Origin of the sequence: Blautia sp. OF03-15BH (assembly GCF_003463065.1) — a bacterium.
Classification (GTDB): domain Bacteria; phylum Bacillota; class Clostridia; order Lachnospirales; family Lachnospiraceae; genus Limivivens.
Window position 1 is genome coordinate 110231 of record NZ_QSCM01000008.1, and the last position, 22002, is coordinate 132232.

Consider the following 22002-nt stretch of genomic DNA (forward strand, 5'->3'; position numbering starts at 1 on the left):
AAGGGGGGACGACGATGATTGAAAATAAATCAGCAGCCATTATGGCAGAGATCACCAAGGCCGTGATCGGAAAGAACGACATTGTGGAAAAAATCCTCATGGCCGTCCTGGCTGGTGGACATGTATTGATGGAAGATATCCCCGGTGTGGGAAAAACCACCATGGCACTGGCTTTTTCCAGAGTCTTGAGCCTGAAAGAAAACCGTATGCAGTTTACGCCGGATGTTATGCCTTCGGATATCACCGGCTTTTCTGTTTTTCAGAAAGATAAAAATGAGTTTGTATACCAGCCGGGTCCGATCATGTGCAACCTGTTTCTGGCAGATGAGATCAACCGTACTTCTCCGAAGACGCAGTCCGCACTTCTGGAGGTAATGGAAGAGGGAAATGTGACGGTGGATGGCGTGACAAGGGAAGTTCCCAAGCCGTTTATCGTGATCGCCACACAGAATCCCATTGGCTCTGCAGGAACACAGATGCTTCCGGATTCTCAGCTGGACCGTTTCATGATCTGTACTTCTCTTGGTTATCCGGATGTAGAGACAGAGATCGAGATCATCAAGCACAACAATGGTCAGAGTCCGCTGGACCAGCTGCAGCCGTTAGTCAATGCGGAAGAACTTCTGGAGCTTCAGAAGGAAGTAGAACAGGTTTTTGTACATGATGTGATTTTCCAGTATGTGGCTCATCTGGTGGCAGCAACGAGAGAGCATCCCATGCTGGATCTTGGTATCAGCCCGCGAGGAACCATTGCCCTTACCCGCATGGCAAAGGCGTCTGCTTATATAAAAGGCAGAAATTATGTGGTACCCACGGATGTTTCTGATGTATTTAAAGAGGTTGCGGTTCATCGTCTGCAGCTCTCGGCCAAAGCCAGAGTCAACCATGTGACAGCAGAAGGGATCATTTCCACGATTCTGGAAAGCGTGGCGCAGCCTCTTCCGGAGAAAAGACAGGGGTAGTATATGAGGAAGATCGCATATCTGATCCTGACGGCGGTAAGCATTTATCTCTGTATCATGTATGACGGAGCAGCCCCTTTTTATCTTCTCGGGTTTCTGATCCTTCTGGCACTGGTTCTCTATGGAAGCTCCTGGTATCTTCGGGCACATCTACAGGTCCGTCTGAATGTGCAGATCCCGGTTGTGGAAAAAGGGCAGGAGTTTCCGGTAGAGATCTGGGTGGAAAACACAGGGATCCTTCCGATGCCGAAGATCCGGCTGACGTTGCTGCATGACAGTGATTATGTGGGAAAACCGGAAAAAAAGAGACTGATCCTTGGTATCGGTCCGAAGAAAAAGGAACGGCAGAAAGAGAAGTTTACCATGAAATATGCCGGCCGTTATTATTTTTATGTGACGGAGGCAAGAGTTTACGATGTGATCCGGCTTTTTTCTAAAAAGGTTTCCGTACGGGATGACAATGTGTTTGTAAATGTCCTGCCTACGATCCGGGAAATCCCGGTGGAAGTGGATCCCAGGACCAGACAGCATATGCCGGACAGCGATGAATATGCCACGGACCGGAAAGGCGAGGATGTTTCCGAGATTTATGCGATCCGGGAATACCGTCCGGGTGATTCGATGAAGACCATTCACTGGAAACTCAGTGCCCGCATGGATCACTGGATGGTGAAAGAGTTTTCTTTCCCGCAGGGAGTGCAGGTGCTTTTGCTTCTGGATCTTTATACAGCGAGCTCGAAGAATTTCCGGGAGGAAGAGATGGATGCTCTTCTGGGGAATTTTTCCTCCCTTTCCTACAGTCTGGCCGGAAAAGGCGTGAGCCATGTGGCGGCCTGGTATGATGATGCGATGGGAGAGCTTCAGCGCTGCAGGATCGATGATGAGGAAGGAACCTATGCCATGGTGGATCAGCTTTTGGCAGCTGTCCCCTATGGCTGGAAATATGATATTGAAAATGGTTATGACAAGGAATATCCGGGTGAGATTTTTGCGGCCAGTCTGATCCTTGATACGGAAGGAAAACTACGGAACAACGGAACCGTGATCGCAGAATTTTCGACGGAAGGCCAGGAGCAGCAGGTGATTGTATGATACAGGATTTTCAAGTTTTTCTGAATATCGTCGGACAGGGGCTTTCCTGGTTTTGCGGTCTGGAACTTTCTGACTGGTGGAATACTCTGGTTCAGAATGGAACGGATCGCTTCTGGATGGCCGGGATCGTGATCTTTCTCGGTCTGATCCTGGCAGGCGGTTTCTTTTTCTGGGGGCTTCGCTTTCTGGCATACTGTCTGATCGGCAGTTACCTGGGACTGATCCTTACCGCTGGTGCAAGCCCGTCGATCTGGACGATGACAGCCGCCATTTTGTATGTGACCGTTACCCTGGCGGCCGGAACCGGAAAAAAGGGAAAGCATTTCAAAATGGCCGGGATCAATGTACTGTCTGTCCTGATTTTAAGCGGTGTACTGCTGGTGGTGAGTGCCCAGGCGGGAGTGCCGCTTCTTCAGAAGGCCTTTGGTGATGTGATCCCTTTGAGAACACGGATCCAGCAGACTTCTCTCATTCATGTGCTGAACCAGTTTCTTCCGGAAGAACTGAAATTCCAGGATGGAACCGGAGAGTATGAAGGCGGAAGCCTGGAAACGCAGGGCGAAGGACCGGATTTCAGCGGACGGACGGTAGTTACCGTTGAAAGCGACCAGAAGCCGGAAAGTCCGGTTTACTGGTCCCGCTATATGGGCAACCTGTATACCGGATACAGCTTTAATGATGAGGGAGATCTGGACAATCCGAAGAACCGTTTCAATCTTCAGTATTCGAAAAAACGTCTGCCGGAATTAAAAGCTTTTTGTGATGCGAATCCGCAGGAGAATACACAGGATGTTATTGATTTTATTGTAAATACCTTAAGAGACAGGACAGTATACAATCTTCGTGTGGATGCCCCGCCGGAAGGAAAGGATTTCATTGAATACTTTTTCTTTGAGAAGAAAGAAGGGTATTGTATCCATTATGCGGCTACGGCTGTGATGATGCTTCGTATGTACGGGATCCCTTCGCGGTATGTGACAGGCTTTCTGATCCCGCCCTCTCTGTTTTATCTGAATGAAGAGGGCGTCTGGCAGGCGGATGTTCCGGATGATCACGCACATGCCTGGGCGGAAGCCTATATAGATGACCATTGGGTACGGGTGGAGACCACACCGTCCGGAGGTTTTCCGGATGATGTGCAGGAAGCTCTTGGAGAAGAGATCGAGACGGAGAAAGCCACCGGGACAGAGCAGCAGACGGAAGGAGTCAGCCCGGAGGCGGGCACAGAGAAAGCGGAACAGGAAGCCGGCGGTACAAGCCGGACGTCAGATGGAAACGAAGAGCAGACAGAAACCGGAGGGGCAGCAGCAACTCTGGGAGAACTGGAAGCATCCGGAGACCTTCCGGTAAACCTTGGTCCGTCCTGGATCTTCCTTCCGGTGATTTTTCTTCTGGCATTGATCCTGATCTTTGCCGGTCTTTTCATTCGCCGTGTCATGATCCTGGAAAAACGGAAAAAAGCTTCGGTACAGGAGATTTTTGCAGAACTTTTTGAGGTACTGACCGTAGGCGGACTTCCGGCGTCCTACAGCATTCTGACAGAAAATCTGGAAGATGAGATCCTGAAGAAATTTGAATGGATTCAGGAACCGGAGCTTCATAAAGTCCTGGAGATCGTTCTTCGGACGACCTATGGACCGGAGATAGCTTCAGAAGAAGAACGGGCAGAGGTGCAGAACCTTTATTACTTCATCTGCCGTCATCTGGGAAAAGAACAAAAAGGCATGTCAAGATTTGCCTTTTATCTGATCGATGTATGGATCTGAAAAATGGGAAGAGCAGCTTTTAAAGGCTGCTTTTTTCACGCTTTTTTTTCGCCTGCATAGGATAGTAGTGGGGGTGAAGAAATGGATTTTGAAATGATCGCGCCAAAGGAAGTGGAACGGTATCTTCACCGTCAGGATACCTTTATCATAGACCTTCGTTCACCGGAGGAATACCGGGACCGACATCTTTTGGGAGCCTTGAACATTCCCTATGAAAGAAGAAAAAACTGCTGCCTTTTTCCAAAAAATGTGCTTCTGGTGTTTTACTGTGACCGTGGCTCGCTGAGCATGGCTGCAGCGAGGGAATATGCCGGGAAAGGCTATCGCACCAGGACAGTGGTGGGAGGACTGTCGGCCTATCAGGGAAAAGAGACGGAATCTTTCCGTTGACAGAGAACCATTTCCTAACTAAGATAGAAGAGAAACGAGAAACAAAAGTGAAGAACAGGAGGATAGGCTCAGTATGAAGCTTATGTTTGCATCCGATATCCATGGCTCCGCATATTATTGCAGAAAAATGCTGGAGGCATTTGAGAATGAAAAGGCAGAACGCCTGATTCTGCTTGGAGATATTTTATATCACGGCCCGCGCAATGACCTGCCGAAGGAATATGCGCCCAAGGAGGTCATTGCTCTTTTAAATCCCATGAAGAATAGGATTTATGCGGTGCGCGGAAACTGTGAGGCAGAGGTAGACCAGATGGTTTTGGATTTTCCGGTGATGGCAGATTATTGCGTCCTTCTTGCAGATGGAAAAGCCATTTATGCTACGCATGGACATGTTTACAACGAACAGAACCTTCCGCCCTTCTGCGAAGGAGATGTGTTGATCCACGGTCATACGCATGTCCTGAAAGCGGAGCATCGGGAAGGCTATATTCTTTTAAATCCCGGCTCGGTTTCCATCCCGAAAGAAGGAAATATTCCTACGTATGCAGTTCTGGAGGACGGCATTTTTACGATTAAGGGATTTGAAGGCGAGATCGTGAAAACACTGGATCTGAATGAGAAAGGAACAGAAAAAGCATGAAAATGATTGAACTGGTAGCACCCTGTCATTTTGGAATGGAGGCTGTGCTGAAGCGGGAAATCCTGGATCTCGGCTATGAGATCAGTCAGGTGGAGGATGGCAGAGTGACCTTTCTGGGGGATCTGGAGGCAGTGGCCTATGCCAATGTATTTCTCCGGACGACAGAACGGATCCTGATCAAAGTGGGAAAAATCCATGCGGAAACCTTTGATGAACTTTTCGAAGGAACCAAGGCACTTCCCTGGGAGGATTACATTCCTGAAGACGGAAAATTCTGGGTGGCAAAGGCGAATTCCATTAAAAGTAAGCTTTTCAGTCCTTCCGATATCCAGTCCATTATGAAAAAAGCCATGGTAGAGCGTTTAAAGACGGTTTACCACAGAGAACGTTTTGAAGAGACAGGCGCTGAATATCCCATCCGTGTTTCAATCCTGAAGGATGAGGTGCTTATCGGTCTGGATACCAGTGGGGTCTCTCTTCATAAAAGAGGCTACCGGCAGATGACGGCGCCGGCTCCGATCACAGAAACACTGGCCTCAGCGCTGATCCTGTTTACACCTTGGAAAAAAGACCGCATTCTGGTGGATCCTTTCTGCGGAAGCGGAACTTTTCCAATCGAAGCAGCTATGCTGGCGGCCAATATGGCTCCTGGTATGAAGCGTCATTTCCTTGCGGAAAAATGGGAAAACCTGATTCCTATCCGCCATTTTGAGGATGCCAGAGAAGAAGCAGCAGACCTGGTGGATCTTTCCGTGGAAACAGACATCCAGGGCTATGATATTGACGGAGAGATCATCAAAGCGGCCCGGGCCAATGCCAGAATGGCAGGTGTGGAGCAGCTGATCCATTTCCAGCAAAGACCGGTGTCTGAGCTTTCCCATCCGAAAAAATACGGTTTTGTGATCACCAATCCGCCATACGGCGAGCGTCTGGAGGAGAAGAAGAATCTTCCTGCTCTTTATAAGGAAATGGGAGATGCTTTCCGCAGACTGGATTCCTGGTCAGAATATGTGATCACCGCTTATGAAGATGCAGAGAAATACATCGGAAGAAAAGCGGATAAAAACCGTAAGATTTATAATGGCATGATGAAAACCTATTTTTATCAGTTTCTGGGGCCAAGGCCTCCGAAACGGAAACAAGAGGAAAATAGTTGATCAGAAAATTAGAAGGAATTTTGCGTCTGGCGATCCTAGGTATGAGTGTCTATCTGGTCTATACGTTGTACCAGCCTCAGGCAGACCGGCTGATCCGTGAGGTGAAGGAACAGGTTTTCACCACAACAGAGGCACCGGAAGCTCTTTTGACGGCAGAAAAAGAAGGGCAGCAGGAAAAACAGGAGGCAGAGACGGAAGAAACAGCAGATTTTCCGGAAAGGTATGATTCCAGGGATTATGGAAAGGCACCGGACGTACGGAATCAGGGGAGTCTTGGGACCTGTTGGGCGGTAGCTTCGGTTTCTGCCCTGGAAGCCTCGCTGCTTCCTGAGGAACATCTCCGGTTTTCCGCAGATCATCTGTCGTTACAGAATGGGTATGCCAAAAGCCAGGATGACGGTGGGGCTTACACGATGACCATGGCGTATCTGACTTCCTGGAAAGGACCGGTTCTGGCGGAGGATGACCCTTATGGAGACGGTTATTCGCCGGAAGGCTTAAGCCCGGTCAAACATGTGCAGGAGATCCGGATTCTGAAGGACAGCACTTCCATCAAGGAAGCGGTACAGGCTTACGGAGCGGTCCAGACCTCTCTTTATATGGATGTCCAGAAAGATTACAGTTCTGTCTATTATAATGAGAGAACAGCCTCCTACTGTTATCCGAAAAAGGAAGCGCCGAACCACGATATCCTGATCATCGGCTGGGATGATACGTATCCGGCTTCCGGTTTTACTTATCATGTAAAAGGAAACGGCGCATATATCTGTCAGAACAGCTGGGGAACCTCCTATGGAGAAAACGGGATTTTTTATGTTTCCTATGAGGATCCCAATATTGCGGGGTATGCGCTGGCATATTCCAGGGTGGAAGCGCCGGATAATTACAGTTCCATTTATCAGTCAGATCTTCTTGGCTGGGTAGGTCAGCTGGGATACGGAGCGGACAGCTGTTATTTTGCCAATGTCTATACAAGCAGAGGGGCAGAAGCTTTAAAAGCAGTCGGTTTTTATTCTGTAGGAGAGAATACGGAATATGAGCTTGCTGTTGTGGAGGATTTTAAGGATACGTTGTCGCTGGCGGCCTTTTCTCCGGTACAGACAGGAAAACTGGAGCATGCAGGCTTTTATACGGTGGAGCTGGATCAGCCGGTAGCTCTGAGGGAAGGGCAGCGTTTTGCCGTAGTGGTAAAAGTGCGGACACCGGGGGAAAATTATCCGGCGGCCACAGAGTATAAGGCGGATGAATACACAGAGACAGTGGATCTTTCTGACGGCGAGGGCTATATCAGCATGAAGGGGTATCAATGGAGCAGGACAGAAACGGAATATAATTGCAATGTCTGTCTGAAGGCCTATACGGATACCGAAGGATAGAAAGGAAAAAACAATGAAACGGATTATTTTTGCAACAGGAAATGAAGGAAAAATGAAAGAAATCCGGATGATCCTTGCGGATCTTCAGGTACCGGTCCTGTCCATGAAGGAAGCCGGTCTTCAGACGGATGTGGAGGAAAACGGAAAGAGCTTTGCAGAAAATGCAGATATCAAAGCCACTGCCATTCAGAAGCTTTCACCGGAGGATATCGTTCTGGCTGACGATTCCGGACTGGAGATCGATGCCCTGAACGGAGAACCGGGAATCTATTCTGCCCGGTATATGGGAGAGGATACCTCTTACCGGATCAAAAACGCCAATCTGGTAGAGCGTCTGAATGGAGTGCCGGATGAAAAAAGAACGGCACGGTTCGTCTGTGCCATTTCCGCGGCTTTACCGGGAGGACCCATCTTAAGAAGCCGTGGAACGATCGAGGGACGGATCGGGTATGAGGAAAGAGGAGAGAATGGCTTCGGCTACGATCCTATTTTTTATCTGCCGGAATATGGCTGTTCCACTGCGGAACTGGATCCGGCGACCAAAAACCGTTTAAGCCACAGAGGAAAAGCGCTGGAGGCGATCAAGGAGCAGCTGCGTCCCTTCCTTGAGGAGGGAAACAGATGAAGATTCTCATTGTGAGTGATACGCATGGTCAGGAGAAGAATCTGGAAGAGGTTTTGGAAAAGGAATCACCCATAGATGCTCTGATCCATCTGGGAGATCTGGAAGGCGGAGAGGATTTTATCAACACGCATGTAAGCTGTCCGGCTTATCTGGTCAGCGGAAACAATGATTTTTTCTGCTCGCTGCCGAGAGAACGGGAGATCACGCTTGGAAACAACAAAGTGCTTCTTACCCATGGTCATTATTATTATGTATCTCTGGGTGTGGAGGAACTTCGGCGCCAGGCTGCTTCCAGAGATTATCAGGTGGTGATGTTCGGTCATACCCATAAACCGTATTTTGAGACGAAAGACGGTGTGACAATCCTGAACCCCGGAAGTCTTTCCTATCCGCGCCAGGAAGGAAGACGCCCGAGCTATATGATCATGGAGATTGATGAAAAAGGCGAGGCACACTATTCACAGAAATATCTGTAGGAATGGTAATGCGTAAGAAGATTTTCCGGAGACTGCAGTTCGAGACAGAGGCGGTCTCCGGGTCGAAAAACATTGAATTTTCGCATAGTTTCAATAGTTTGAAAAATTCCAAAAATTTTTTAAAAAAAGGTGTTGACATTTGAAAGACCTTATAATATAATATGTCTTGCGTCAGGGAGAAAGGCGCAGGACAAGAGCGCCAAGAACGGGGTGTGGCTCAGCTTGGCTAGAGCGCCTGGTTTGGGACCAGGAGGCCGCAGGTTCGAATCCTGTCACCCCGACTTAAAATTTAACACTTGCGGGTGTAGTTCAATGGTAGAACACCAGCCTTCCAAGCTGGATACGTGGGTTCGATTCCCATCACCCGCTTTGAGTCTGTAGCTCAGTTGGATAGAGCAACGGCCTTCTAAGCCGTGGGTCGGGGGTTCGAATCCCTTCAGGCTCGTTTGCACGACCTGTGCAAGGAAATATGGTGGATATAGCGCAGTTGGTTAGCGCGCCAGATTGTGGCTCTGGAGGCCTAGGGTTCGAATCCCTATATCCACCCTTTCTTTTTGGGCTATCGCCAAGCGGTAAGGCACAGGACTTTGACTCCTGCATTCGCCGGTTCGAATCCGGCTAGCCCAGCTAGGCGATGAGCCAGTTGGGGCAGAAGAAAAGAGTCCTTTTTATATAAATTGAATATGGGGTATTAGCTCAGTCGGTAGAGCACTTGACTTTTAATCAAGTTGTCCGGGGTTCGAATCCCCGATGCCTCACTTTTTGAAAGTAGCGGAAACTCAGCAGTTATGCGGGTTTCCGCTGTTTTTGTATGCCAGGAAAAGTCACGGGAATTACCTGGTATGCAAAAAGCGAAAAGAAAAACAGCCTTCAACAGAAACTTATCTGCGAAGACTGCTTTTTTGATCATGCGGCCAGTGGGACTTGAACCCACACATCTTTCGATACAGGAACCTAAATCCTGCGCGTCTGCCAATTCCGCCATGACCGCCGACCTATTTATTATAACTGGAAGGAGACGGACTGTCAACTCTTCCGTCAGGCCGTTTACAGCATCTTTTTCTTCTTGAAATAGAGGATCTCCAGAACGATAATGAGAATACTGATGACAATCACTGCCGGATAGCCGTATTTCCATTCAAATTCCGGCATACCGGGAAAGTTCATGCCGTACCAGCCTGCAATGAGGGTCAGAGGCAGGAAAATAGTGGTCACCACGGTAAGTATGCTCATGACACGGTTCTGTTGGAGATCAATCTGGGACTGATAAAGCTCCCGCAGCTGCAGGAGATACTCGCGGAGCATTTCCACATGGTCATGGAGCCGTTCGCTTCGACCGGCATAAAGCTGCCAGCCGGCACATTCTTCTCTGGTCAGAGCCTGGCTGATATTTGCCTGCATGAGATCGCCCAGATTCATCAGCTGCTCGTAGTACGAGTGAAGACCGGAGAGCTTTTTACGATACCGGAGGATTTCTTCATTAAAATGCTCCGGTTGTCGGGAAAGAAGCATTTCCTCGACCTGGTTCAGACGTTCCTCCAGCTTCTGAAGGTAGAGAACATCCTCCGCAATGAGAAGTTCAAAGAAGTTTAAGAGAAACTGATTCAGGGTGCAGCCTTTCATGGAGTCGTTTCGCATCCGATCCAGGTAATGCTTCAGTTCGCCGGTCTCGCTGATAAGAATCAGAGTCGAATCCTTCTGATAAAAACCAAAAAGCAGAGGAGAAGTACCCTTATCCTGTTTTCCGGGGATTTTCATGCTTCCCTGGATACAGTCGGAAAAAGTTTCAATTTTACAGTACTGGACAGGAGAAAGGCTTCTTTTTAAAGTTTTCCGGTGGGGATAATCTCCGGAAAGGGAACTGAATTCCTTTTCATCCATCAGCTGGATCTCCCAGTCAGCGGGAACCGTCTGATTGTTATTTCCTTTTACCGGCCGAAGCTGGCCGTGTTCCATATCAAAAATATATCGGATCATAGTTTTACCTCCGGTAAGGATCGTAATCTTATCCTACCACATTTTCATCAAAAATCTATAAGATTTCATGAAGATTTCGTGTCTTCTATTGACAGGGAAAGAAAGAGCATTTTATACTGAAATCAGCGATACAGCGTTTTTTGATCGGACGCTGGATCAGAAACTGTTGACTGCTTAAAAGTTTTACGAAAGGCAGGAATCCATTTTGTCTGAAAAGAAAGAAATCCGCCTGAAGGATGAAACAGAGTTTTTCAGTGTTTTAAAAGAAGTAAAAAAAGAGTCTCGACTTCAGGAAACGGAGCAGTATATCCAGCACGGCGTGACCAGTGTATACCGGCACAGCCTTGCAGTGGCTTATTTCAGCTGTTATCTGGCAGAAAAGCTGCATTTGAAAGTCCGGACGAAAGAGATGATCCGAGGAGCACTTCTTCATGATTATTTCCTTTATGACTGGCATGAAAAATCGGATGATCACCGTCTGCATGGTTTCACTCATCCGGCCAGGGCATTGAAAAATGCAGAAGAGATCTTTGATCTCTCGGTTGTGGAAAAGGACATCATCAAAAGACATATGTTTCCGCTGACCCCTGTTCCGCCGGCATACCGGGAGAGCTATCTGGTCTGTCTGGCAGATAAAATCTGTTCTTCCTATGAGACACTTCACAGAGACCGTGTGGACTGGCTTCTTTATCATCTGCAATCACGGGCGGCAAAGGTGAAGTGACGCAGGAAAAGAACTGTACACAGTGCATATCCCGTGAGAAAAGTGAAGAGGGAAACTGTTGTAAATAGCCAAAGGAAATGAAAAGAACAGATAAAAAGCAGGGCAAATTGTTGTTAAAGTATTGACAAAAAATAGTTTGTGAGGTATACTGATGGAGTCATATGAAGAAGTTCTGATTACTGACGGATAATTGTGGAGTACCACAGGGAAATCAGAATTATAAAAGGTCGACCGTCTGGGCAGCATTTCCATCACGGGAGTGTTGCTTTTTTTACGCAACAGAGGGCTGGATACATAGAAGAAGTTCAGCCACTGATGCAACGAAGCGTGCTTCGTAAGATCCAGATTCCGCTGGATCGAAAATTATTGAAGTGGAATATTAAATTTTACCCAAGTAGAGTAGATGTTATGCGTTAAGTGTCACAGGAGGGGAAGACTTCCTGCGAACGAAGGTTCAAGCCGCGTTATGATATCGCTTCCGCTACTGCGAAATTTTTCACTCTTGAGCCGTATGTGAGATACGGACGGAGTCATGAGAGATGCTTCCACATATGGAAGTCGCATGGCGCCTGAATTTAATTAAAAAAGCGGATATTTAATTATTGAAAGGAGATATTATATCATGGGTTACAAATCAGACATTGAGATCGCACAGGAAACTGTCATGGAGCCGATTACCGCTATTGCAGAGAAAGCAGGTATCGATCCGAAATATCTGGAGCAGTATGGTAATTACAAGGCAAAAATTGACTACAACCTGTTAAGAGAGACAGAGGGCAAGGATGGCAAGCTGATCCTGGTTACCGCTATCAACCCGACACCCGCAGGAGAAGGAAAAACCACTACCACCGTTGGCCTGGCAGATGCGATGCAGAAGCTCGGCAAGAACGTAATGGTAGCTCTTCGTGAGCCGTCCCTCGGACCTGTATTCGGAGTAAAAGGCGGAGCTGCAGGCGGCGGATACGCCCAGGTAGTTCCCATGGAGGATATCAACCTGCACTTTACCGGTGATTTCCATGCGATCGGTGCGGCAAACAACCTGCTGGCAGCAATGATCGATAACCACATTTTCCAGGGCAACGCTCTGAACATTGATCCGAGAAAGATCACCTGGAGAAGATGTGTAGATATGAACGACCGTCAGCTTCGTAACGTAGTAGATGGTCTTGGTGGAAGAACAAACGGAATGCCGAGAGAGGATGGCTACGATATCACCGTTGCATCCGAGATCATGGCTGTTCTCTGCCTTGCAAAAGACATTACTGACCTGAAAGAAAGACTTGGAAGAATTATCATTGGATATACATATGGAAAACCGTCCGAGCAGAAACCGGTTACCGCAGCAGACCTGAATGCGCAGGGTGCTATGGCAGCTCTTCTGAAGGATGCTCTGAAACCGAACCTGGTTCAGACTCTGGAGCATGTACCGGCAATCGTACACGGCGGTCCCTTCGCAAATATCGCACACGGCTGTAACTCCGTAACTGCTACAAAGATGGCTCTTCGTCTTGCTGACTATGCCATCACAGAGGCTGGTTTCGGTGCAGACCTTGGTGCAGAGAAATTCCTGGATATCAAATGCCGTATGGCAGGTCTGAAACCCAACGCAGTTGTTATCGTAGCTACTGTTCGTGCTCTGAAATACAACGGCGGCGTTCCGAAGGCTGATCTGAACCAGGAGAACCTGGAGGCTCTGGAGAAAGGACTTCCGAACCTTCTGAAACATGTAAACAACATCAAAAATGTATACAAACTGCCCTGCGTAGTTGCTATCAATGCATTCCCGACCGATACAAAAGCCGAGCTGGATCTGGTAGAGGCTAAATGTAAAGAGCTGGGTGTAAACGTTGCTCTGTCCGAGGTTTGGGCAAAAGGCGGCGAGGGCGGTATCGCTCTGGCAGAGGAAGTGATCCGTCTGGTAGAGGAGCCGAACGACTTCACCTACTCCTACGAGCTGGAAGGAAGCATCGAGGATAAACTGAACCAGATCGTTCAGAAAGTATACGGCGGTAAGAGAGTTGTTCTGACTGCTAACGCTAAGAAACAGGCTGCTCAGCTGGAAGCTCAGGGCTTCGGCAACTGCCCGATCTGTGTTGCTAAGACACAGTACAGCCTGACAGATGATCCGACAAAACTGGGAGCACCCACTGACTTCGAAGTTACCGTACGTAACCTGAAGATCTCCGCTGGTGCTGGCTTCATCGTAGCTCTGACCGGTGACATCATGACCATGCCTGGTCTGCCGAAAGTTCCGGCTGCTGAGAAGATTGATGTAGACGAGACCGGTAAGATCACAGGTCTGTTCTAATCAGAAAAATGCAACTGTTCAGAGCCAAGCATTTTGGAGGTGGGCTCTGAACAGTTAAAGAAAAATTTAAGCTCAGGAAATAGCATGAGAGCTTTGTGCCCGCATTGTTTCTCATGCTATTTTTGTAACCATTTGTCCATGCTGCTGTTTTTTGAGCATGGCGGTATTTTTTTGATTCAGGTATGCGGAATGTCTGCGGATCAGACAGAAAAATTCCGCTGATCCGCGGCGGAAAATAAAAAGGCATTCTGCATATCCTCAATACAGGAGGTAGGAGTATGTATCAGGATGCATTTGAGGCAGTTTGTAATGCTGCCAAAGCAAAAACAGATTTATTTAAGAAAAATCCGTTGGGATATTTTGTATCTGCTATGGTTGCCGGTATGTTTATTGCGTTTGGTGCGTTCATCAGTAACGCGGCTGCGGCGCCTTTTGCAGATGCACAGGATCCCATGCAGAAATTTATGAACTCCATGACCTTCAGTGCCGCACTGAGTATGGTACTGATGGCAGGAGCCGATCTTTTTACCGGAAACAACTTTATCCTTTCTTCTGCAGCTTTTGCAAAGAAGATGAAATGGGGCGATGTTGTAAAGATCTGGGTAGTATGCTATATCGGTAACCTGGTTGGAAGTCTGGTTGCAGCCTTTATTTTCCAGGCCAGCGGCGCAGCTTCCGGAACCGTAGGTCAACTGTTTGCAGCAGCAGCAGAGAAGAAAATGACTGCTCCGGCTATCAATCTTGTGCTGAAGGGTTTGCTCTGTAACACACTGGTATGTATTGCCGTATGGTGCAGCATCAAATTAAAAAGTGAATCAGGAAAGCTGATCATGATCATGTGGTGTATCCTTACTTTCATGGTATGCGGTTTTGAGCATAGTATTGCAAACATGACAACCATGGCTGTAGGAATGATGAATTCCACAACAGGAACTCTGACGATCGGTGGTTATATTTACAATCTGATATGTGTTACGATTGGAAATATGATCGGTGGTGTTGTATTTGTAGCTCTGCCGTACTACTTGATCTCCAAGAAGAAAGAAGCTTAAAGACACAATTGATAAAAGAGAAAGATACAGACAGAAAGCAGGAAACCTCTTGCTGACTGTCTGTATTTTTTTGCTTTCTCATAGATTTGTTACATAAGTATTACAAAAAGGTTGCGTAAATAAGTGGAAATATGTTATAATAGGCAACAGTGAGGAGATTTTGCAAGGAGGAGCAGTATGAGAGACCGAATGAGAAAGTTTTTTACAGCAGTGATTTTTCTGCTGTTTCTGATCATTCTGACCATACCGGCGGAAAGCCAGGCGGCCGTCCGTTATAATCTGATCAAAGACGTGACCAGTCAGAAAGTTCCGGAAGGACAGCTTGTACGGGTGGCAGGAAAGAAAAGATACCTTCTCAGTTCTGGAGATTACCTGACCGATCAGTGGGTCAGCATCAAGGGAAAAATCTACCATTTTAATAAGAACGGATATGCAGATACCGGCTGGATCACATGTCAGGGAAATAAATATTTTCTCCGTGCATCCGGGGCGCTTCATAAAGGCGGATTATTGAAGATCAAGGGCAGAATGTATCTTTTTCGGTATGGTTATGGTCATTTGATGACGGGCTGGGTGACACTGAAGGGAGAAAGATATTATTTCCGTGAAACGAATAATAACGGTGCCATGATCCGTAAATGGTGGGTGGCAGAGAGATATCTGGGTTCTGATGGAAAAATGCAGAAAAACACCTGGGTTGGTTCGTATTATGTGGGAGTCGACGGCGTACGGGTGAAGGACAGCTGGATCGATGAACAGTATTATGTTGGAAGCAACGGGAAAAAAGTGACTAACAGCTGGATCGGTGAATATTATGTGGGAGAAGACGGGAAGAAGCTTACCAGCGCCTGGCAGGATGACTATTACCTGGATGCAGAGGGAAAAATCACCAGAAATGCCTGGGTAGGAGATGTTTATCTGGGTGAGGATGGAAAAGCCACAACGCCGCCGGACTCTGATGAAAATCGGGAAGTAAAACGGATCTTTCTTGGAGATTCCAGAACCGTAGGTCTTTATCAGATCATGACGGGCGATACACTGGTGAAAGCGAATTCGACACAGACAGTGCTGGATCAGCTGGCAAAGGGCAGAACAGATATTTATATAGGAAAAGTCGGAATGGGGTATGACTGGATGGTCGGATCTGCGATCGGAGAGCTGAAAAGTGTACTGGTACGTTATCCGAACTCCAAAGTGATCCTGCGTATGGGGATCAACGACCTCGGAAATATCAGTGCTTACATTGCTTTATATAAAGATCTCATGCTTCAGTATCCGAAGGCTTCCTTTTATATAGAGTCTGTGACACCAGTCGATGAGACGCTTGGAAAGCAGCATGGTTACTCCGTTACCAATAAGCAGATCGTTCAATTCAACAGCCGGCTGAAGGCTGCGTTTCCGCAGAATTATATCAGCTCTTATAACTATGTGGTGAAGAACAAAGGAAAGACCGTAGACGGCATCCATTATATGCCGGACACTTACCGGATGATCTATCGTTTTCTGGATTCCGTGGTATAACGACAGCTGTCGTTTTGTCTTGTGAAAACCTTGTAAAATGCAGGAATTTTCAAAAGAAAGCCCTTGACACGGGGGCTTTCTTCTTTTATAATGACCTAGGTGCGCGAAAACAGTGTTTTTGCGTCCTTATATGAATTTTTCCTAAGCAACCACAATACTACAGGAGGTGAAAGGAATGCCAACATTTAACCAGTTAGTAAGAAAAGGCAGACAGACTTCTCAGAAGAAATCTACTGCACCCGCACTTCAGAAAGGATTTAACTCCCTGAAGAAAAAAACTACAGATACTTCCGCTCCGCAGAAACGTGGCGTGTGTACTGCAGTAAAGACCGCTACCCCGAAGAAACCGAACTCAGCTCTTCGTAAGATCGCCAGAGTACGTCTTTCCAACGGAATCGAAGTAACCAGCTACATTCCCGGAGAAGGTCACAACCTTCAGGAGCATAGCGTAGTTCTGATCCGTGGAGGCCGTGTTAAGGACCTTCCGGGTACCCGTTACCACATCATCCGTGGTACTCTTGATACCGCAGGTGTTGCTAAGAGACGTCAGGCCCGTTCCAAATACGGTGCTAAGAGACCGAAAGACGCTAAGAAATAATTAAAATCGATTCACGAACAGAACTATTACCGCAGTAATGCGGAGAATGCCGGAATTCTATTCACCAGGTGGTTGCAGGTTAAAAATAGAAGATACTGGCATGAACACAATAGAACGACACATTGTGAGTACCGATGAATTAATCAGCAGTCTGTACAGGCTGTGTAAATTGTTAAGGAGGGAAGTACCGTGCCACGTAAAGGACATACTCAGAAAAGAGACGTATTAGTCGATCCGTTATACAACAACAAAGTGGTTACCAAACTGATCAATAACATCATGTTAGACGGTAAGAGAGGTATCGCACAGAAAATCGTATACGGAGCATTCGATCGTGTTGCAGCTAAGACTGACAAACCCGCTATCGAAGTATTCGAAGAGGCTATGAACAACATCATGCCTGTTCTGGAAGTAAAAGCAAGACGTATTGGTGGAGCTACCTACCAGGTGCCCATCGAGGTAAGAGCTGACAGACGTCAGGCTCTGGCTCTTCGCTGGATCACCGCTTACTCCCGTAAGAGAGGCGAGAAGACCATGGAAGAGAGACTGGCTAACGAGATCATGGATGCAGCCAACAATACCGGAGCATCTGTGAAGAAAAAAGAAGACATGCACAAAATGGCAGAGGCCAACAAAGCATTCGCACACTACAGATTCTAATCCCATCTGTTGCGGGAGGGAGTTTCTCCGTCCCGCTGTGTTGCTTTTTCTGCGTATTATAAATAGGAGGAAAAAACCTTGGCTGGAAGAGAATATCCCTTAGAGAGAACCAGAAATATTGGTATTATGGCTCATATCGATGCTGGTAAAACAACACTGACTGAGCGTATCCTGTATTACACTGGTGTAAACTACAAAATTGGTGATACTCACGAAGGTACTGCTACCATGGACTGGATGGAGCAGGAGCAGGAAAGAGGTATTACCATTACTTCAGCCGCTACGACCTGTCACTGGACCCATCAGCTCGAGTGCAAACCTGCACCGGGTGCTCTGGAGCATCGTATCAACATCATCGACACTCCGGGCCACGTTGACTTCACCGTAGAGGTTGAGCGTTCTCTGCGAGTACTGGATGGCGCTGTCGGTGTATTCTGTGCAAAGGGTGGTGTAGAGCCGCAGTCTGAGAACGTATGGCGTCAGGCTGATACCTACAACGTTCCCCGTATGGCATTCATCAACAAGATGGATATCATGGGTGCAGATTTCTACAATGCTGTTGAGCAGATCAAAACCAGACTGGGCAAAAATGCAATCTGCATCGAGCTGCCCATCGGTAAAGAGAATGATTTCAAGGGCGTCATCGACCTGTTTGAGATGAAAGCTTACATCTACAACGATGACAAGGGTGAGGATATCACCATTGAAGAGATTCCGGATGACATGAAAGACGATGCAGAGCTGTATCATACCGAGATGGTAGAGAAGATCTGTGAGCTGGATGACGACCTCATGATGGCTTATCTTGAGGGTGAGGAGCCCAGCGTCGACGAGATGAAAGCCGCTCTTCGTAAAGGTACCTGTGAGTGTACCGCTGTTCCGGTTTGCTGCGGAAGCGCTTACCGTAACAAAGGTGTTCAGAAGCTGCTGGATGCTATTCTGGACTTCATGCCGGCTCCGACCGATATCCCGTCTATCAAGGGTACCGACCTGGAAGGCAATGAGGTCGTAAGACATTCTTCTGATGAAGAGCCCTTCTCCGCTCTGGTATTCAAAATCATGGCTGACCCGTTCGTTGGTAAGCTGGCATTCTTCCGTGTATATTCCGGAACCATGAACTCCGGTTCTTACGTTCTGAATGCAACGAAAGATAAAAAAGAGCGTGTTGGACGTATCCTTCAGATGCATGCAAACAAGAGACAGGAGCTGGATAAAGTTTATTCCGGAGATATCGCAGCAGCAGTAGGATTCAAATTCTCTGGTACTGGTGATACCATCTGTGATGATCAGCATCCGGTAATCCTTGAGTCCATGGAGTTCCCGGAGCCGGTTATCGAGCTGGCTATCGAGCCGAAGACCAAAGCCGGTCAGGGCAAGATGGGTGAGGCTCTTGCAAAACTGGCTGAGGAGGACCCGACCTTCCGTGCTCATACTGATCAGGAGACCGGTCAGACCATCATCGCTGGTATGGGTGAGCTTCATCTGGAGATCATCGTTGACCGTCTGCTTCGTGAGTTCAAGGTAGAAGCTAACGTTGGTGCACCGCAGGTTGCATACAAAGAGGCTATTACCAAGGAAGTAAACGTAGACAGCAAATATGCAAAACAGTCCGGTGGTCGTGGACAGTACGGTCATTGTAAAGTTATCTTCACTCCGATGGATCCGAATGGCGAGGAGACCTTCAAATTTGAGTCTACTGTAGTCGGCGGTGCTATTCCGAAGGAGTACATCCCCGCTGTAGGCGAAGGTATCGAAGAGGCTACAAAGGCTGGTATCCTTGGCGGATTCCCGGTTCTGGGTGTTCACGCTAACGTATACGATGGTTCTTACCATGAGGTCGATTCTTCTGAGATGGCATTCCACATTGCTGGTTCTCTGGCATTCAAGGAAGCAATGCAGAAGGGTGCTCCGGTACTTCTTGAGCCGATCATGAAGGTAGAGGTTACTATGCCTGAGGAATACATGGGCGATATCATCGGTGACCTGAACTCCCGTCGTGGCCGTATCGAGGGAATGGATGATCTTGGCGGTGGTAAGATCGTAAAAGCATACGTTCCGCTGGCTGAGATGTTCGGATATTCCACCGACCTTCGTTCCAAGACTCAGGGTCGTGGTAACTACTCCATGTTCTTCGAGAAATATGAGCAGGTTCCGAAGTCTGTACAGGAGAAAGTCCTGAGCGCGAAAGCGAAATAATTGAAAAAAATTAGGCTTGCAAATATCTTAGATTTGAAATATAATCTAAGATAGCCTGATATAAAGAATAATTAAAGGTATGCCGTAAGGCGAGATTTTAAGGAGGATTATCAAAATGGCAAAAGCTAAGTTTGACAGAAAAAAACCGCATTGTAATATCGGTACCATTGGTCACGTTGACCATGGTAAAACTACTCTGACCGCTGCTATCACAAAAGTACTTGCTGCTAGAGTAGCTGGTAACACTGCTACCGATTTCGAGAATATCGATAAAGCTCCGGAAGAGAGAGAGCGTGGTATCACCATCTCTACCGCACACGTTGAGTACGAGACTGAGAAGAGACATTACGCACACGTTGACTGCCCGGGTCATGCTGACTATGTAAAGAACATGATCACTGGTGCAGCTCAGATGGATGGTGCTATCCTTGTAGTAGCAGCTACCGATGGTGTTATGGCTCAGACTAAAGAGCACATCCTTCTTTCCCGTCAGGTAGGTGTTCCCTACATCGTTGTATTCCTGAACAAATGTGATATGGTTGACGATGAGGAGCTCCTTGAGCTGGTTGAGATGGAAGTTACCGAGCAGCTGGAAGAGTACGGATTCAACGATTGCCCGATCATCAGAGGTTCAGCTCTGAAAGCTCTGGAAGATCCGAATGGTCCGTGGGGCGACAAGATCATGGAGCTTATGGATACCGTAGATTCCTACATCCCGGATCCGCAGCGTGATACCGACAAACCGTTCCTTATGCCTGTCGAGGACGTATTCACCATCACTGGTCGTGGTACTGTAGCTACCGGTCGTGTAGAGCGTGGTGTTCTTCATCTGAACGATGAGGTTGAAATCCTTGGCGTTAAAGAGGACAAGAAGAAAACTGTTGTAACCGGTATCGAGATGTTCCGTAAACTCCTGGATGAGGCACAGGCTGGTGATAACATCGGTGCTCTGCTTCGTGGTGTTCAGAGAACAGATATCGTTCGTGGACAGGTTATCGCTAAACCGGGTACTGTTACCTGCCATACCAAATTCACCGCTCAGGTTTACGTTCTGACTAAAGATGAGGGTGGCCGTCATACTCCGTTCTTCAACAACTACAGACCGCAGTTCTACTTCCGTACCACCGATGTAACTGGCGTTATCAGCCTGCCGGAAGGCACCGAGATGTGCATGCCTGGTGATAACGTAGAGATGACCATCGAGCTGATTCACCCGATCGCTATGGAGCAGGGTCTTACCTTCGCTATTCGTGAAGGTGGACGTACTGTAGGATCAGGACGTGTTGCTACAATCATCGAGTAATACAATCTGAAAATAGATTTGTTATCGCAAGATAACTTGTGTCCAAACGTAAGATACCCCAGAAACCTTGTGTTTCTGGGGTTTTTCTGTACTCTAAGAAAAGAATTGTTTGTAAAATTATCAGATTAGAAACAGTGAAACGTTTATCAGAAAGATGAAATACGGATAAATTTAAAATTGAAAAATCAGTCTAGCGGTGCCAAAACGGTGCCAAAAAGAAACTCCTGCGAATATTTGCTATTCACAGGAGTAATTTTTTTACCAGCCTTTGATCTGTTTGATCTGTTCAGCACGTTCCGGATCACGATGATATTGCAGTTTCAGACGGATCGTTTCCACAACTTCCTGTCTGGCTTCATCATCAAGCTGATAGAACGATGTGAGCAGATTATCTACATCAGGCATACTGTTCTTACCGAAAAGATACATCAACGGGTACATAGAATTTTTTAAATAAGTCTTTACACGGCTTGCGTCTAATGCTCCGTTCAAACCGTCTGGAAGTGTAGGATAAATCTCTTCTTCCTTAATTGTGCCAGAAAATGGACTGGCAGAACATATCTCATTCACATCAATTTGTAATTCATTTGCAAGTCTTAAAGCAAAATCAAATCGAATATTGGAATCTTTTTGAATAATTGAATATAAGGTTGTGGCACTGATTCCGGTTGCCTTTGCAATTTTACGGACATTTGTGCCTTTTTCATCAAGATATTTCTTTAAATTTTTACCGTCACCCATAGAATCCTCCTTTTTCATATATTGCAAAATTACGAAAAACATAAATCTATAGAATATCATAGCACAGACCTGGAATAAAATAAAGAGAAAATAATATACGAAGTTCGTAAAAATATGTTTACGAAATATTGACAATGAAATAAATACATGATATTATCAATTTACGAAAATCGTACAGATATAGAAATACAGTAAACGTATTCTGTATCTGGAGAGGAAAGGAGGATGCAGTATGGCAAGCTACAATTATATGATGAGTGCTGATGAAGTGGCACAGGAATTAAACTGCTCAAAATCTTATGCTTATAAACTGGTGAAAGCTATGAATAAGGAACTGGCTGCACAGGGATATATTACGATGGCTGGAAGAATACCAAAGGCGTTTTGGGCAAAAAAGATGTATGGCTATGAAATAGCAGGAAATTAAGGAGGATTAAT

Annotated in this window: 20 protein-coding genes, 7 tRNA genes and 2 riboswitches; of the genes, 24 read left to right on the top strand and 3 right to left on the bottom strand. The window is 46.9% G+C overall.

Annotated elements, in window-relative coordinates:
* The first annotated feature begins 14 nt into the window (after window positions 1-14).
* The 15 genes from DXA57_RS10280 to DXA57_RS10350 all read left to right on the top strand — a co-directional run bounded on the left by DXA57_RS10280 (window position 15) and on the right by DXA57_RS10350 (window position 9242).
* Window positions 15-962, top strand: coding sequence for an AAA family ATPase (locus DXA57_RS10280; protein WP_117767239.1), 948 nt, complete (start codon window positions 15-17; stop codon window positions 960-962).
* Window positions 963-965: 3 nt separating this feature from the next.
* On the top strand, window positions 966-2054 hold the full coding sequence (locus DXA57_RS10285; protein WP_117767241.1) for a DUF58 domain-containing protein: 1089 nt from the start codon (window positions 966-968) through the stop codon (window positions 2052-2054).
* Complete coding sequence (locus DXA57_RS10290; protein ID WP_117767243.1) at window positions 2051-3820, top strand: transglutaminase-like domain-containing protein; 1770 nt, start codon at window positions 2051-2053, stop codon at window positions 3818-3820. Before DXA57_RS10285 ends, DXA57_RS10290 begins: the two co-directional genes overlap by 4 nt.
* An 81-nt stretch (window positions 3821-3901) precedes the next feature.
* The gene (locus DXA57_RS10295; protein ID WP_117767245.1) at window positions 3902-4210 is read left to right on the top strand and encodes a rhodanese-like domain-containing protein; all 309 of its coding nucleotides are present in this window, start codon (window positions 3902-3904) and stop codon (window positions 4208-4210) included.
* 73 nt (window positions 4211-4283) lie between these two features.
* Window positions 4284-4850 (top strand): phosphodiesterase, encoded by a 567-nt coding sequence (gene yfcE, locus DXA57_RS10300; RefSeq protein ID WP_117767247.1) that lies wholly within the window; start codon window positions 4284-4286, stop codon window positions 4848-4850.
* Complete coding sequence (locus DXA57_RS10305) at window positions 4847-6007, top strand: THUMP domain-containing class I SAM-dependent RNA methyltransferase (RefSeq protein ID WP_117767249.1); 1161 nt, start codon at window positions 4847-4849, stop codon at window positions 6005-6007. Before yfcE ends, DXA57_RS10305 begins: the two co-directional genes overlap by 4 nt.
* Window positions 6004-7383 carry a lectin like domain-containing protein gene (locus tag DXA57_RS10310; protein WP_117767251.1) on the top strand — a complete coding sequence of 460 codons (1380 nt, stop codon included), beginning with the start codon at window positions 6004-6006 and terminating at the stop codon, window positions 7381-7383. Before DXA57_RS10305 ends, DXA57_RS10310 begins: the two co-directional genes overlap by 4 nt.
* A gap of 13 nt (window positions 7384-7396) precedes the next feature.
* The gene (locus tag DXA57_RS10315) at window positions 7397-8008 is read left to right on the top strand and encodes an XTP/dITP diphosphatase (RefSeq protein WP_117767253.1); all 612 of its coding nucleotides are present in this window, start codon (window positions 7397-7399) and stop codon (window positions 8006-8008) included.
* Window positions 8005-8484: a metallophosphoesterase family protein gene (locus DXA57_RS10320; protein ID WP_117767255.1), complete on the top strand. Its 480-nt coding sequence runs from the start codon at window positions 8005-8007 to the stop codon at window positions 8482-8484. Before DXA57_RS10315 ends, DXA57_RS10320 begins: the two co-directional genes overlap by 4 nt.
* A gap of 206 nt (window positions 8485-8690) precedes the next feature.
* Window positions 8691-8765, top strand: a tRNA-Pro gene (locus tag DXA57_RS10325).
* A gap of 17 nt (window positions 8766-8782) precedes the next feature.
* Window positions 8783-8853 (top strand) — tRNA-Gly (locus DXA57_RS10330).
* Between the two features lie 2 nt (window positions 8854-8855).
* Window positions 8856-8929, top strand: a tRNA-Arg gene (locus DXA57_RS10335).
* 27 nt (window positions 8930-8956) lie between these two features.
* Window positions 8957-9030, top strand: a tRNA-His gene (locus DXA57_RS10340).
* A 9-nt stretch (window positions 9031-9039) separates the two neighbouring features.
* Window positions 9040-9111 (top strand) — tRNA-Gln (locus DXA57_RS10345).
* 58 nt (window positions 9112-9169) lie between these two features.
* Window positions 9170-9242, top strand: a tRNA-Lys gene (locus DXA57_RS10350).
* Window positions 9243-9393: 151 nt separating this feature from the next.
* On the opposite strand, the gene DXA57_RS10355 is transcribed toward DXA57_RS10350, so the two are convergent.
* A tRNA-Leu gene (locus tag DXA57_RS10355) sits at window positions 9394-9475 on the bottom strand.
* Window positions 9476-9531: 56 nt separating this feature from the next.
* On the bottom strand, window positions 9532-10461 hold the full coding sequence (locus tag DXA57_RS10360) for a magnesium transporter CorA family protein (RefSeq protein ID WP_117767257.1): 930 nt from the start codon (window positions 10459-10461) through the stop codon (window positions 9532-9534).
* 205 nt (window positions 10462-10666) lie between these two features.
* On the opposite strand from DXA57_RS10360, the gene DXA57_RS10365 reads away from it, so the two are divergent.
* From DXA57_RS10365 to tuf, 8 genes are all read left to right on the top strand, one after another.
* Complete coding sequence (locus DXA57_RS10365; protein WP_243005767.1) at window positions 10667-11185, top strand: HD domain-containing protein; 519 nt, start codon at window positions 10667-10669, stop codon at window positions 11183-11185.
* A 165-nt stretch (window positions 11186-11350) separates the two neighbouring features.
* Window positions 11351-11433, top strand: a riboswitch (ZMP/ZTP riboswitch).
* Window positions 11434-11578: 145 nt separating this feature from the next.
* Window positions 11579-11671: riboswitch (THF riboswitch) on the top strand.
* Window positions 11672-11807: 136 nt separating this feature from the next.
* Window positions 11808-13493, top strand: coding sequence for a formate--tetrahydrofolate ligase (locus DXA57_RS10370; RefSeq protein ID WP_117767259.1), 1686 nt, complete (start codon window positions 11808-11810; stop codon window positions 13491-13493).
* A gap of 278 nt (window positions 13494-13771) precedes the next feature.
* Window positions 13772-14545: a formate/nitrite transporter family protein gene (locus DXA57_RS10380; RefSeq protein ID WP_117767263.1), complete on the top strand. Its 774-nt coding sequence runs from the start codon at window positions 13772-13774 to the stop codon at window positions 14543-14545.
* A gap of 177 nt (window positions 14546-14722) precedes the next feature.
* A complete protein-coding gene (locus DXA57_RS10385; protein WP_117767265.1) occupies window positions 14723-16066 on the top strand; it encodes a hypothetical protein in 1344 nt (447 codons plus the stop codon).
* A gap of 175 nt (window positions 16067-16241) precedes the next feature.
* Window positions 16242-16664, top strand: coding sequence for a 30S ribosomal protein S12 (gene rpsL, locus DXA57_RS10390; protein ID WP_117767267.1), 423 nt, complete (start codon window positions 16242-16244; stop codon window positions 16662-16664).
* A gap of 189 nt (window positions 16665-16853) precedes the next feature.
* On the top strand, window positions 16854-17324 hold the full coding sequence (gene rpsG / locus DXA57_RS10395; protein WP_199612716.1) for a 30S ribosomal protein S7: 471 nt from the start codon (window positions 16854-16856) through the stop codon (window positions 17322-17324).
* A gap of 78 nt (window positions 17325-17402) precedes the next feature.
* Window positions 17403-19520, top strand: a complete 2118-nt coding sequence (gene fusA, locus DXA57_RS10400; protein ID WP_117767271.1) for an elongation factor G — start codon at window positions 17403-17405, stop codon at window positions 19518-19520.
* Between the two features lie 115 nt (window positions 19521-19635).
* The gene (tuf, locus tag DXA57_RS10405; RefSeq protein ID WP_117767273.1) at window positions 19636-20823 is read left to right on the top strand and encodes an elongation factor Tu; all 1188 of its coding nucleotides are present in this window, start codon (window positions 19636-19638) and stop codon (window positions 20821-20823) included.
* Window positions 20824-21081: 258 nt separating this feature from the next.
* Here tuf and DXA57_RS10410 read toward each other — a convergent pair whose 3' ends face one another.
* Window positions 21082-21564, bottom strand: coding sequence for a helix-turn-helix domain-containing protein (locus DXA57_RS10410; protein ID WP_015541737.1), 483 nt, complete (start codon window positions 21562-21564; stop codon window positions 21082-21084).
* A 232-nt stretch (window positions 21565-21796) separates the two neighbouring features.
* Between DXA57_RS10410 and DXA57_RS10415 the strand changes: the two genes are divergently transcribed.
* Window positions 21797-21991, top strand: coding sequence for a hypothetical protein (locus DXA57_RS10415; protein ID WP_055258613.1), 195 nt, complete (start codon window positions 21797-21799; stop codon window positions 21989-21991).
* Window positions 21992-22002: the final 11 nt, after the last annotated feature.